The organism is Methanomethylovorans sp., from assembly GCF_041447285.1.
In the GTDB taxonomy this organism is placed as follows: Archaea; Halobacteriota; Methanosarcinia; order Methanosarcinales; family Methanosarcinaceae; genus Methanomethylovorans.
Genome location: NZ_JBGMEB010000005.1, coordinates 1 through 13,967, shown reverse-complemented (window position 1 = coordinate 13,967; position 13,967 = coordinate 1). Strand labels below are relative to the sequence as shown.

The 13,967-nt window shown below is 42.8% G+C and carries 9 protein-coding genes; all 9 read left to right on the top strand.

All coding sequences use genetic code 11. The features are described from left to right. Positions 1-39 precede the first annotated feature (39 nt). The 9 genes from ACC612_RS01865 (at position 40) to thiC (ending at position 13,714) form a co-directional block, all read left to right on the top strand. Complete coding sequence (locus tag ACC612_RS01865; RefSeq protein WP_371852769.1) at positions 40-1,446, top strand: metallophosphoesterase; 1,407 nt, start codon at positions 40-42, stop codon at positions 1,444-1,446. Beyond that, the gene (locus ACC612_RS01860) at positions 1,446-4,106 is read left to right on the top strand and encodes an AAA family ATPase (protein WP_371852768.1); all 2,661 of its coding nucleotides are present in this window, start codon (positions 1,446-1,448) and stop codon (positions 4,104-4,106) included. The genes ACC612_RS01865 and ACC612_RS01860 overlap by 1 nt, the downstream gene beginning before the upstream one ends. 107 nt (positions 4,107-4,213) lie before the next feature. Continuing rightward, a complete protein-coding gene (locus tag ACC612_RS01855) occupies positions 4,214-4,981 on the top strand; it encodes a hypothetical protein (RefSeq protein ID WP_371852767.1) in 768 nt (255 codons plus the stop codon). Between the two features lie 39 nt (positions 4,982-5,020). Continuing rightward, positions 5,021-8,542 (top strand): chromosome segregation protein SMC, encoded by a 3,522-nt coding sequence (smc, locus tag ACC612_RS01850; RefSeq protein ID WP_371852766.1) that lies wholly within the window; start codon positions 5,021-5,023, stop codon positions 8,540-8,542. Then, the gene (locus ACC612_RS01845; protein ID WP_371852765.1) at positions 8,539-9,405 is read left to right on the top strand and encodes a segregation/condensation protein A; all 867 of its coding nucleotides are present in this window, start codon (positions 8,539-8,541) and stop codon (positions 9,403-9,405) included. The genes smc and ACC612_RS01845 overlap by 4 nt, the downstream gene beginning before the upstream one ends. Further along, entirely contained in the window at positions 9,383-10,516 is a 1,134-nt protein-coding gene (gene scpB / locus ACC612_RS01840) for an SMC-Scp complex subunit ScpB (RefSeq protein ID WP_371852764.1), read from the top strand. The genes ACC612_RS01845 and scpB overlap by 23 nt, the downstream gene beginning before the upstream one ends. 133 nt (positions 10,517-10,649) lie before the next feature. Next, positions 10,650-11,201, top strand: a complete 552-nt coding sequence (locus ACC612_RS01835; RefSeq protein ID WP_370572975.1) for a TATA-box-binding protein — start codon at positions 10,650-10,652, stop codon at positions 11,199-11,201. Positions 11,202-11,212: 11 nt separating this feature from the next. Further along, positions 11,213-12,133: an S-layer glycoprotein N-glycosyltransferase AglJ gene (gene aglJ / locus ACC612_RS01830; protein WP_371852763.1), complete on the top strand. Its 921-nt coding sequence runs from the start codon at positions 11,213-11,215 to the stop codon at positions 12,131-12,133. 291 nt (positions 12,134-12,424) lie between these two features. Further along, positions 12,425-13,714: a phosphomethylpyrimidine synthase ThiC gene (gene thiC, locus ACC612_RS01825; RefSeq protein ID WP_371852762.1), complete on the top strand. Its 1,290-nt coding sequence runs from the start codon at positions 12,425-12,427 to the stop codon at positions 13,712-13,714. Positions 13,715-13,967 lie beyond the last annotated feature (253 nt).

Sequence of the window (13,967 nt, the reverse complement as noted above, 5' to 3'; positions counted from 1 at the left end):
CGGAATATTAAAATGCTGTAGGGGCATATTATAACCCAGATGGACCGAGAGATAAAAATAATCCATACTGCAGATACTCACATAGGATACCGGCAATATCACAATGAGGTACGAAGGCAGGATTTCCTTCAGGCGTTCTCAACCGTCATAGACCACGCCATTGAAATGAAGGTGGATGCAGTGGTACATGCAGGAGACCTTTTTGATTCAAGGACCCCTTCACTGGAAGATATCCTGGATACCATGAAACTTTTTTCGCGGCTCAAAGAAGCAAAGATTCCGCTTCTGGCCATCGTCGGCAACCATGAAAGCAAACAGAGTACCCAGTGGCTTGACCTTTTTGAAAGCATGGAGCTTGCAATAAGGCTTGGAACTTTTCCTTACATGATTGAAGATGTAGCCTTCTATGGTATTGACAGTGTTCCAAGATCAAAGATTCCTCTTTTCGATTTTTCTGCTTTTAAAGAACCTCTGGATTCATCGTACAATGTACTTGTAATGCACCAGCTCATGAGCCCTATAACTGTAGGAGAATGGGACTGTGCTTCAGTGATAGACTCTGTGCCTTTCCATGTGGATGTTATGCTTCTTGGGGATTATCACAAGTACGAGAAGATCACTGTAGGCGATACGTGGGTAACATACTGTGGCAGCACTGAGCGCAATAGTCTTGCAGAAGAGGAGAATCGGTCTTACAATACAATTACTATCTCACAAAAAGGTATCGATATCAGTAGAAGAAATATTCCGACTCGGGAATTTCTCAGAATACCAGTTAGCATCGGTGATCCTGCAAAGATATACGAGGACATATTGTCTGCCGTGAAGGAACAGGATGTAGAAAATAAAGTGGTGTTCGTGGAGATAAACGGTGACGATGACAGTGTGTCAATTTCCTATGCTGAGATAGAAGAGATGCTACTTTCACGTAATGTACTAGTTCCAGGAGTAAGGGACTTGAGGAAAGTCGCTGAAGATCTTTTTGGGCAATCTGTTTCCATTTCCTTCTATGATCCTGACGAGGCAATAAAAAATGAGATCAAAAAAATGAGCCTTTCAGAGGGTGGCCTGCTGGTAGACGAGATTGTCAGAGACCTTTCTCTTCCTAAAACAAAGGTTAGCGATGAGGCCGAAAACCGCCTTGGTGATCTTCTGGATAAAATGGACTTTTCAAAACCTATGCTATTAGAATCTTTGAATGAAGAAATTTCTTATTATTCATCTAAAAGTGAGAATGAAACTACTCTACCCTCAGCTCCTAAAGTAAATATAGCAAAAGAAACTGAAAAATATGTTATCAATGTTCACGAGATCAAGGCCCCAGAGTCTGAAAAAGAACCAGACATGGTTGCAATAGAAACAGAGAATAAAAAATATTATGATAAGAATCAAAAGGCATCTGCTCATGCAAAGCCAAAACAGTACAATCTGGGTGATTACCTTTGATGCTTAAACACTTGAAAGTAGAAAACATCCGTAGTTATGAAGATCTTGATATTCTTTTTAAGAATGGAGTTACTGTTATTTCAGGTGTAAATGGCAGCGGTAAGTCCAGCCTTCTGGAGGCTTGTTTCACAGGCCTTTTTGGAAGCAAAACCCTCTCAAAGGATTTCACTATTGCAGATATTGTACGCAAGGGAGCTACAAAAGCATCTATTTTATTGGAATTCGAGCAGAAAAGCGATATCTACTGTATGGAACAAGTATTCCGTAATGACCCTGAATCTGGCAGGGCCTCCAATACCCGTTCAGTGCTCAAGATTAACGGGCAGATCTTCACGGACCAGGCGAAGCGCACTTACGATAGCATTCTTTTGCTGTTGAGGATGGATGAAGAAGCTTTCAGGAACTGCGTATATATAAGGCAGGGTGAGATCGATGTTCTCATCAATGCAAAGCCTGCTGAGAGGCAGAAGATGATAGATGACCTTCTGCAGATAGGAAAACTTGAGGACTACAGAGAGCGAGCAGGAAATGCCAGGATTGGGGTGGGGAGGCATCAGCGCGATACTGAAAGGCGTATAAAGGAAGTAAAGAACGAAACCGCAGAGATAGAAGGTAAGGATCCTGTTGCCAACTTGAACCGCTTGCTGACCGAGGCAGCACAAATTAAAGAAAAACATGTGTCAGTTAGTGAAACCAGGGACAAGACAAGGTCAAGAATCGAAGAGTTCCGTTCAAAGCTTGGAGAATACGAACAACTTGCACTCCAAAAAAAGTCTATTGCTACCCAGATACTGGGGTTCAACACCAAGAAGACAGAAGCATTTGGAAGTATTAACAACAGTACTTCTTCTATCCAATCCCTACGCTCCCATATAAATGAACTCAAACAAAGTGTTTCTAGTATCAAGGAACAAATGGTATGGGATGGAGATGTGGAGCAAATGCTTGTACATGCTGAGGAGCAGGAGCGTGTACAACGGGACAAACTAAACTATACCGGACAAAAAAAAGCCTTGCATTTGCAGAACATCGAAAATGCAGATAGGACCTTGCAGCAGCTTTCTAACCAGATCAAAGACATAAACCTATCTATTGAAAGCAACCTGAAGAAGAAGGATGAAGCAACTCTACAAATTGAAAAACTGAAAGCTTCGCTTGAAAGTACACAAGCAGAGAAATTGTCCATAGCAAAAGAAATAGAATCTCTGGGTTTCACCCCTAAGAAGCTATCAGGACTTGAAGATATCATAGAATTAGTCCAGGCGCAACAAAAAACCTTGCATGGGGATAAAATGAAATTGTTCACCCAAAGAGAAGAGACAAAAAAGCGCATAGATAAAAGCAAAGAACTTATGGACCAAGGCAAGTGCCCAACTTGCGGGCAGGATTTGCACGGTTCTGCAATGCATGAAACAATTCAGTCTGATGAAGAACATTTGGCCTCATTGGAAAAAGAACTAGATGCTATCAGTAAGAAAGAAGAAGATTTTGGCCTGAAAATGGAACAACTGAAACAGGTAAAAGTAACTTCTAGAAAAATGGAAGATTATGATATTCAGGTCAAATCATTTAATGAGAAAATAGACTTGTCACAAAAGATTCTTAACGATCATGCTTCAAGAATGGATGAAGATAAAAATAGATTGAATGAAGCTGTTTCCCATAAGCAAGAGATAGAAATTACAATTGCACAAATGAAGGAGCAGGAACAGCTGCTGCAAGAAGCACTCACTTTTGAAACTAAAAAGCATGCTGAAACTATGGAAAAGCTAAATATTGCTAAAAAAGCAAAACAAAACCTTATTGAAAGTGAAAATAAGGGAAAGGATATAGAGAAGCTGGAAGAGCGGATACGCAGTGAACAGGAAAAAATAGGGCTGCTGGAACAGCAGATAAAGGATGGGAAGCAACGGTTATCCGAGATCGATGAAAAAATGGGAGGAATAGATGCCGGATCACTTAAATCCCTGTTGCAGCAGTATGAAGCAGCTCTCAAGAAGATTGAAATGGAAATAAAGAAACTGGAAGAGAAACGAACTGAACTGATAAAGCAAATAGGAATGACAGAAAAGGAAATAGAAAGGCTTTCCCGTTTGCAACAGGAGTTGCGCTCTCTTGTACACAAATCAGATTTTCTTGGTACGGTGTATAAGGATGCCGAGGAACTTGAGAGTATGTATATTCGTATCAGGGCTGAGTTGCGGTCACGCAACGTAGGTACTCTTGATACTCTTATTAATGAAATATTCTCATTCATGTATTCAAATAATGCATATTCACATGTGCAACTCGATTCTGAGTATAACCTGACGGTTTTCGGGAAGGATGGGACTCCACTAGAACCAAAGCTGCTTAGCGGTGGGGAAAGGGCTATTTTCAATCTTGTACTGAGATGTGCCATCTACAGATTATTGTCCATGGCAATGGGAGGACCGGAAAATGGTTCAAGCCTGCCTCCTTTGATAATGGATGAGCCAACTGTATTCCTGGACAGGGGGCACGTGCAGCAGCTCATAAAGCTCATCGATCTTATGAGAGATTTCGGTGTTGGTCAGATAATTATTGTTTCACATGATGAAGCGCTTATCGATTCTGCGGATCATTTATTCTATGTGGAAAAAGACCCAATCACAAATACTTCCGCAATAACAGCACGCTGAGAGAGGCTATTTATAAGCACATTTATATAAAATGAACCATAAGTTATATTATACTTTTATCATATAATTCGCCGCAGAAGGGATAGAATGGTCTTGCGAGGTATCACATGAATGGTGAGAATAGGGATTTCATCATCGAAAGGCTTGAAAGGCAACTAAGGGAAAAAGAAGCAGAAATAGATGAGATCAAAAGATCTCTTAGGGATTCCATCATGGTGGAGATCCGTAGTGAGTTTAAAAATGATCTTGACATCAATAACCGTCTTTCAAAGCTCGAGAATAGGATACAAGAACTTGCTAATAATCTCAATGGCGTAATGGATGAATTGTTAGATCAGAAATCGTTGATCCGTTCTTTCAAAAAATCAGCACTTGAAAAGAGAGAACAAGAGATCTCCATGCCAGTACAGCCTTCTATACCGGCTCCTTCAAGAGAACCAACACCTGTAAAAGAAGCAGAAGTAAGCATATTCCGGGATGAGAAAAAGAAGATAATACCACAGCCTGAAATTCCCAGACCGCCACAGTCGCCTGCTAAACCCCCATCATTTTCCATCAGGCCTACTGATCTTCCAAGGGGGCCAATCGGGCAAACTGCCTCAGTGAATCACCGATTCAACATAAGGGATGCGCAGCCTGAACCTGTCCAGATAAAGAAACCGGAAGTTGAAGAGAGAAAAACTGAGTATATTATAGCAGAAAGTGATGATGCACGTAATTTCAGAAAAAAGGATAAGAATGCTTCCCAAGCGTTCACTGGCGAGTTTATCGTTGCTAAGGATAATGTTTCTAGAAAGAAATCAGAAACAGACTACGAAAGCGTAGAGACACGTGATGATGAAGATGCGGTGGTTACAGTCGTCCGCAGAAAATGAACACCTTTCAGAGAAAGGATTTAAACACAGAGGATCCACGTGTACATAAAGGAAATCGAGTTCATTAACTTCAAGTCCTTCGGGAAAAAAGTTAAGATACCGTTCTATGATGATTTCACCACGATATCAGGCCCAAACGGCAGTGGTAAATCCAATATAATTGACGGTATACTTTTTGTGCTGGGTCTTTCCAGCTCACGCACCCTTAGGGCTGAGAAGCTTACTGATCTTATATATAATGGTGATAAGGCTAAAAAACCTGATTTTGCACAGGTAACCATCAAGTTCGACAACACTGATAGGGAGATGCCTGTAGATACTGACGAGGTTGCCATCACCAGAAAAATAAGGGAAACTGATAGTGGCTATTACAGCTATTTCTACTTCAATGGCAAAGCTGTGAGCCTTGCAGATGTGCACAATTACCTGGCAAAGGCCAGGGTGACACCTGAAGGATATAACGTGGTGATGCAGGGTGATGTAACCCGTATAATCACCATGACTCCTGTTGAAAGGCGCAAGATAATTGACGAGATAGCAGGAGTTGCTGAATTCGATAGTAAAAAAGAAAGGGCTCTCAGCGAGCTTGAGATCGTCCGGGAAAGAGTGGAAAGAGTAGACATTATCCTTGAAGAAGTTGCTGCTCAGCTTGAAAAACTCAAAGGTGAAAGAGACCAGGCGCTCAAATATCAGGCATTGAAAGAAGAAAAAGTAAAATTTGAGGGCTTCATGCTCCTTGCAAGGCTTAAGGATGCAAGGAAGGAGCTTGTATCAATTGATGCTGATATGGAAACACGCAAGTCTTCCATTAAAGAGCTGGAAACAACTCTTGAAGAGAGACGCCAGCGGATGGAAGAGCTGGAAAAGTCGTTAGAAGAACTCACTCTCCAGATACAGCGTATGGGAGAGGATGAGCAGATCCAGATAAAAAAAGACATCGAGTCTACACGCGGTGAGATCTCACGCTGCAAGGACAGTATAGAACTTGCTGACAGAGAATTGGAAGATGTAGATTCCAGACGCAGGAAGGCCTTTGTGGAAATTGATGAGGTCAAAGGCAAGGTCGCTGATCTGGATACTAAGATATCTGAAGAAAAAGTGCGTTTAGAAGGCATCAGAGCCGAACACTCGGAAAAGCGTACCCAGAGGATGATCCTGCAGAGCCGGATAGCCGATGTGGATGCGAAGTTTGCCAAGACTCGGGATGAACTTAACCAGCTTAAGAACAATCTTGAGAATACAAGGAATGAAAAGAACGAGCTCATGCGTCAGGAAGACAGGCTGCTGGATGCCCTAAGGCGCAAATCAGCTGAAGTGCGGGACATTGAGAGCGAAATGGAGGATGCCCGTTCCAAAGCTGCGTCTTCCGATAGTGATATCAGTTCTGTGAAATATGATATTGAGAAGCTCAATGAAAAAATAAATTCGCTCACAAAGGATATAGACGACCTTGAAAGAAACCGCTCCCAGCTTAAAGGTGTGGTAAAGGATATCGAAGAATCACTGCGTAAATACCAGGATGATTATGCCCGCATAGAAGCCAGAGTGAGGGCTGCAGAGGACCACAGCAAGTATTCCAAAGCCGTGGACATGATAATCAATGAAAAAAAACATCATGGACTTCCCGGAATATATGGGACTATCGCCGAGCTTGGAAGTGTGGACCAGAAGTATGCCACTGCTCTTGGCATAGCTGCCGGTGGAAAGATGCAGGCAGTAGTGGTGGACACTGATGAAGATGCTGCCAGAGCCATCGATTTTCTCAAACGCAGACAGGCTGGTAGGGCTACATTCCTTCCTCTTAACAAAATGGAAGAACGTAGACCTTACAAAGACCTCAGTGACAGAAATGGTGTTATCGGCTATGCAATAGACCTTGTGGATTTTGAAACACGGTTCGAGTCTGCTTTCTGGTATGTTTTCAGGGACACTCTTGTGGTAGATACATTACAGAACGCCCGCAGGCTCATGGGTGGCCTGAGAATGGTAACACTGGAAGGCGAGCTTATTGAGAAGAGTGGTGCAATGGTCGGAGGATCAGCGCAAAGCTCTGGTCTGTCCTTTGCCGCATCAGAGAAAGATAAACTTATCAAGGTTGCAGAGAAGATCACAGAATTTGATTCAAGACGCAGTGCAGCAATCAAGAAATTAGATGCAGTGGAAGGACATGTTGCTGATGTTAACCGGGAGATAAATGAACATGATAAAGAGATCTCCCGCAAAGAAATGCAGCTTGAGGAGATCGCTAGCAGGGGTGAGCGTCTGGCGCAGATGCTGGCAGCAAAGAATGCTGAACTTGCCCAGATAGAAGAGGACCGCAAGCAACTGAGAACAGAGATGGAATCTGTAACTGCCCAGAAGGCAGAAAAGGATGAACAGGGAAGTTCACTTGAAGAGAAAATATCTGAATTGGAGAGTGAGCTTGCAGGATCTGAAGTGCCTGAACTTAACAGGCAGGCTGAGAGTATTGATGAAGAAATGAGGCGTTTGGATGGACGTATCCGCGATACTGAAGCACAGATCAATGCTCTTAACCTTGACAGGGAATATGCTACTGGCAGGATAGACGAGAACAGAGATCTCATAAAGTCTCTGGATGAAAAGAAAGCCAGCCACAGGCAGCGGGTGGATGAACTCACAACTAAGATCAAGGAACTTGAGGTAGTGCTTACCCAGAAGCAAGCTCGCGAATCAGAGCTTGTTAACGAGTTAAAGGACATGCAACAGCAGCGTCTTACTATGCAGAATGAGTATGGACTCTCAAGAAAGCAATTCGAGTCTGCAAGGACAAGATTTGAAGACAGTAACAGGCAACTGATGGCTATGGAAGCTACTCAGGCAGCCCTTGTGGAGCAGATAGCCGAGTTGACTGCAGAACTGACACAAAGAGGCATAGAGGAAACGGATGATGTCCCTGGATCTGAGGCTGTGCGTACCAGAATAGCCTCCATTGAGAAAGCAATGGAACGTCTGGAGCCTGTCAACATGAGAGCTATTGATGAATTCAATGAAGTAGAGACAAGGCTGGAAGATCTCAGATCAAGAAGGGATACGCTGTTCAATGAAAGAGAACAAATCCTTGAAAGGATTAAGCAGTATGAAGTGCTGAAAAAAGATGCCTTTATGGAAGCATACAATGGGATCAATATAGCTTTCCAGGAGATCTTTAATGAGCTTTCTGATGGTATAGGTGAACTGGTACTTGACGATCCAGAGGAACCGTTCAACGGTGGGCTTACTCTGAGGGCTCAGCCTAAGGAAAAAACCTTGCAACGCCTTGAAGCGATGTCAGGCGGAGAAAAAAGTCTTACTGCATTATCATTTGTGTTCGCTATTCAGAAATATAGACCGGCACCGTTCTATGCTTTTGATGAGATAGACATGTTCCTGGATGGAGCCAATGCCGCAAGGGTGGCCGAGAGAGTGAAAAAGTCAGTGGAAAATGCCCAGTTCATTGTCGTATCCTTGAGAAAACCAATGATCGAAGCAGCTTCAAGGACTATAGGTGTAGCAATGCAGGAAAACAATATTACAAGCATAACAGGTGTGAAGTTCAGATGACCGGTATCATAGAGGAACTGGAAACATTACCTGTAGTTGAACCTGTTTCTGAGAGCTGTACATTGTTGCCTGGGGCAATAGATCCTGAATTCCTGGAGACACTGCGTGCTCTTGGGGTAGATGAAAACCTGCTTGAGTTTTCTGATGATGTAATGAACGAACCTGTGGAGATATTGGTCAACCTCGCCAAAAATGGAGAGATAGATCCATGGGATATTGATATTGTAAGTGTCACAGACAAATTCCTTGCGCGGATAGAAGACATTCAGATGATGGACCTGCGCATTTCAGGAAGAACACTGCTTTATGCTTCTATACTCTTGCGTATGAAGTCAAACTGGGTGGATATGGATGAACCGGAAGAAGAGGACATATTCGACGACGGTATGGACTTCTTTGAAGTTGATGATTATCCTGTGCCCAAGCTGCCTGTGAGAAGGATTGCCACAAGACCTGTGACTCTGCAGGAACTTATAGCTGAATTGAAGAAAGCTGAAAGAGTAGAGCACAGGAAAAAGGAAAAGAAACTGCTCCGTAAACTGGAAGAAAGAGTTGCTGTTACCACTGATGAGGTTTTGGGCATAGCCCATGAAGAGGATATTCTAGGGCGTGTTGCAAGGCTAAATCAAGTGCTCAATTCTATTTTTGAAGAGCATGAGTCTGTTGTATTCTCAGAATTGATCGGTGAAGAAAGGTCAGAGAATATAATGACCTATGTTTCCCTGCTTTTTCTGGCTACTGAGAAGAAAATATGGCTTCAGCAGGATGAATTGTTCGGGGAGCTGTTCATATATCCCTCAAATATTGCTGATGATGGTTCTAATGAGGTTATGACAGGGAATGAACGAGAAGGAAACTATTGAAGCAGCACTTTTTGCTGCCGGTGGGGCACTGGATGCCCAAACTCTGGGAAAGATAATAGGCAAACCTGCAAACAAAGCTGTTGCTGTAGTTGAAACCCTCATGAAAGAATACTCAGAGAGGGAGTCTGGTATTGAGATAATAGATCTGGGACAGCGTTATGTGATGCAGGTAAAACCCATGTTCACAGATCTTGTAAGGCCAGTGGCCCCTAAAGAACTGAGCGCGCCTATGCTTCGCACCCTTGCGATGATAGCGTATCATCAGCCTGTTGTGCAATCTGATCTCGTAGATATGAGAGGCAATACTGTTTATGACCACATAAGAGAACTCACAGATCGTGGCCTTATCATGTCCGTGCCTTACGGCAGGACGAAAAAACTACAGACTACTCCACTTTTCGCTGACTATTTCGGACTGAGTTCCAATGAGCCTGAAGCTATACGGCAGAAAATAATTGAACTTTCCCGCCAGCAGAGCGGTGACAAAGGACTCAATAAGTGGCTTGGATGCAAGGTTGTAGCATTCACTCCTATGTACCAATCCCTGGCAATATTATGTGGCATAGAGGATTATAAAGTGATCAATGCCTATGACCCCACAGAAGAAGAAATAGAGGAACTTGCAGATGTTTCCAAACTGATAATATCCAGAGGATATCTGGAAAAGGTCAGCAGATACTATGACGGGGAGATCATAGAGGTTGGTTCCACTACTTTTGATGATCTTATTGAAGCGGTGAAGGCACTGGAAAACGTAGGAAATTCCCAGAAAGTGGAACTTACCCTGTCGAATCTGAGAGAACTCAAGGAAAGATATGTTTCAAAAGCTCTTCTGATAGAGAGGAAAGTCAAACCGGCAACTGATATGATAGCCAGGATTGTGAATGACCTAAGACTAGGAGTGTCTGCAGAAGGCGTAGTGATTGCTCCCGATTATGGGCTGTCGAGCAATGATGTGCAAGTGAGCGAAGGTGCAGATATACTAGTTCCAACTCACAAAAGTGTAGAATCCGATCTAATAGAAAGGGTTTGCAGAAAGTATGATGCTATAATAGATGGCTTAAAAGAACGGGATATTGCTGAAGGTAAAGTACAGGATGACAATACATGATTCAGCATATCAACTGCTACATTAGTATTATTTTTTACACCCGGTGAGTTTAAATACCTATATAAATATCAAGCTATAAGTTTATATATGGATTTACGGATATAAAGCGTGTTTTAAATGCTGAGGATTTTCAATGACCGAATACAATATTAAGATCGAGAATGTGGTTGCCTCTACAAAACTTGCTGATGAATTTGATCTAACAAAGATCGAGGCTGAATTCGAAGGTGCTGAATATAACAAACAGAAATTCCCTGGCCTGGTATACCGGGTTTCTGAACCCAAGGCTGCATTCCTGGTCTTTACTTCCGGAAAGGTTGTGTGTACCGGAGCAAAGAACGTGGCCGATGTCCATACAGTAATAAGCAACATGGCAAAGAAGCTCAATGAAATAGGTATTAAGACCATAAAGGAACCAGAGATCACCGTACAGAACATTGTAGCATCTGCAGATCTTCATGCTGTGCTCAACCTTAACGCAATTGCTATAGGTCTTGGTCTTGAGAACATAGAATATGAACCTGAGCAGTTCCCTGGACTTGTATATCGTATTGATGAACCAAAAGTAGTTGTTCTTATTTTCAGTTCAGGAAAGCTTGTCGTAACGGGTGGTAAATCACCTCAGAACTGTGAAGAAGGCGTTGAAGTAGTAAAGCAGCAGCTTGACAGTATGGGACTTCTCTAAAGGTTAGCATCTTGCCGGAAAAAGACGTCTGTATACTAATTCCCACACTTAACGAAGGAGCTACCATAGCTCAGCTCATAAGGGATTTCAGGTCTGAAGGGTTCAACAACATATTGGTCATAGATGGAAATAGTACCGATAAGACCAGAGAACTTTCGAAGGCTGAAGGAGCCCGGGTGATAGTGCAAAGGGGAAAAGGCAAAGGACAGGCCGTCCAGGAAGCCTTTGAGATACTCGATAATGAGTATCTTGTAATGCTTGATGGGGATGGTACTTATCTAGCATCGGATGTGCATGCAATGCTGGCTCCGTTATTCGAAGGGAGAGCAGAGCATGTGATAGGTAACAGGCTGGTAAACTTCGAAAAAGGCGCATTTCCAGGTCTTAACCTGATAGGTAACAAACTCATCAATTACCTGTTCAGTATGGCATACAGGCAACATCTCACAGATATATTGACAGGATATAGGGCCTTCACTAGAGATGTTTACAAATCCTTTGATCTGAAGGAAATGGGATTTGAAGTAGAGTCAGAAATGACAATACAGAGCATTAAACTTGATCATGTGATAGAGGTAGTGCCAATATCTTATCTTTGCCGTAAGTCCGATGCAGCAACCAAGCTTAATCCTCTTAAAGATGGGTTCAGAATAGGCAAAACTATCTACCGTTTAGCCAGGTTCCATAATCCTATGTTCTATTTTGGACTGATCGGTGCTATTTTTATTCTTTCAGGACTTGTGACAGGTACTTACGTAGTTGATCAGTGGCTCAAAGGTATTACACGTATACCTATGACAGTGCTTACCGCTTTGCTCATCATGTCCGGTTTTCAGATGTTCGTCTTGGGAATGTTAAGCGATCTTATGGTTTCAATGCATATGGAAACCATGCGCTTTCTGAGACGACAAAATAGATCAGGTAAACAATAATTTCTGTCTAACAGGTGTGCCCTGTCCACACTATCATTTTACTTGACAATACATCAAATCAACTTGATTTACTTTTATACAAATTAAACTTAATCTGTCTATTGATGATATGACTCTATTTTCATAACGAAAATAAGCCTATAGATATCATAAAAATATGGGTATTATTTTTCATGGGTATCCACTTTAAAGAAAGTAAAGTTAACTTGAGTCTAACAAAAGTTAATTTTTTAAAAAGTCTTATATAAGACCTGTACTTTGTAGGATATAGCAATCATTGAGGAATCGATCATGACAATAGTTACAGATGCAAAGAATGGTAAAATCACAGAAGAGATGAAGATAGTAGCCAAGGTAGAAGGCAAAGATCCTGAATTCATAAGGCGTGGAATTGCATCCGGTAGGATTGTAATCCCCATGACTCCATACAGAGACATAAAACTCTGTGGTATGGGTGAAGGTCTTACAACTAAGGTAAATGCATCTATTGGTGCATCATCAGACATCGTTGACCTTGACATGGAAGTTAAGAAAGCAAAGGCAGCAGAGGCAGCAGGTGCAGACACACTTATGGAGCTCGGTACCGGTGGCGACTTCCTTGGTATCAGGAAAGCTGTATGTGACGCAATCTCCCTTCCAGTAGGTTCAGTTCCACTCTACCAGGCATTCATCACAGCAGCAAAGAGAGACGGTTCCATTGTCCACATGACAGAGGACGACCTCTGGTATGCAACCGAGGAACAGGCAAAGCTCGGTACAAACTTCATGGCTATCCACACAGGTATCAACAACATTGTCCTTGACAGGTTGAAAGCACACGGCAGATATGGTGGCCTTTGCTCCCGTGGCGGTGCATTCATGAGCACATGGATGCTCCACAATGAGAAGGAAAACCCGCTTTACGCACAGTTCGATTACCTTTGTGAGATCCTCAAGGAACACGAAGTTACCCTTTCAACAGGAAACGGAATGCGTGCAGGTGCAGTAGCAGATGCAACTGACAGAGCACAGGTACAGGAGCTCATCATCAACTCCGAATGCGCACAGAAAGCACACGACAAATACGATCTTCAGGTAATCGTAGAAGGACCAGGTCACGTACCACTTGACCAGGTAGAGATGAACGTCAAGCTCATGAAAGCAATGAGTGATGGAAAACCATTCTATATGCTCGGTCCACTCGTATCAGACATTGGTGCAGGTCGCGATCACATCGTAACAGCAATCGGTGCATCTGCTTCTGCAGCAGCAGGTTGTGACTTCCTCTGTTATGTTACTCCCGCAGAACACCTCGCGCTTCCAAATCTTCAGGATGTAATTGAGGGTGTCAAGACCTCTAAGATCGCTGCTCACGTCGGTGACATGGTCAAGTACCCTGAAACAGCCCGCAAGGTTGACCTCGCAATGGGCAGAGCACGTGCAAAACTCGACTGGGAGGCACAGTACAAACTTGCACTCGACCCTGAACTTGCAAGAGCAACTAGGGACAGCAGAGCACCAGGCGACGAAGACGCATGTACCATGTGCGGTGATTTCTGCGCTCTTAAGATCGTAAACCAGAACTACGACCTCTGCAAGTAATGCCGAAAGGCACTACTTCTTACCACTCTTTTTCTGTTTTGTGCCTCTTTCATTTTTTTCTGTATAGAGAGAATCTCAAATTAGGATTTTGATTTAAAAACCTATTCCTTTTTTCTTTGATACTGCTATTCTCTTTTTTTTTTGGGGGGGGGGGCGGTAGCTATAAATAGCATAAATTTTGCTCCTCCATGGATAAAAAATCTATAGAGTATAAAGGAGTCCTCTTCGAGGACTCCATAGAAAACTATCTTTA

Bases quoted from the DNA above. Each gene is read 5' to 3' on its own strand.
- ACC612_RS01865 (WP_371852769.1), top strand. From the start codon at position 40: ATGGACCGAGAGATAAAAATAATCCATACTGCAGATACTCACATAGGA.
- ACC612_RS01860 (WP_371852768.1), top strand. From the start codon at position 1,446: ATGCTTAAACACTTGAAAGTAGAAAACATCCGTAGTTATGAAGATCTT.
- ACC612_RS01855 (WP_371852767.1), top strand. From the start codon at position 4,214: ATGAATGGTGAGAATAGGGATTTCATCATCGAAAGGCTTGAAAGGCAA.
- ACC612_RS01845 (WP_371852765.1), top strand. From the start codon at position 8,539: ATGACCGGTATCATAGAGGAACTGGAAACATTACCTGTAGTTGAACCT.
- scpB (WP_371852764.1), top strand. From the start codon at position 9,383: ATGAACGAGAAGGAAACTATTGAAGCAGCACTTTTTGCTGCCGGTGGG.
- ACC612_RS01835 (WP_370572975.1), top strand. From the start codon at position 10,650: ATGACCGAATACAATATTAAGATCGAGAATGTGGTTGCCTCTACAAAA.
- thiC (WP_371852762.1), top strand. From the start codon at position 12,425: ATGACAATAGTTACAGATGCAAAGAATGGTAAAATCACAGAAGAGATG.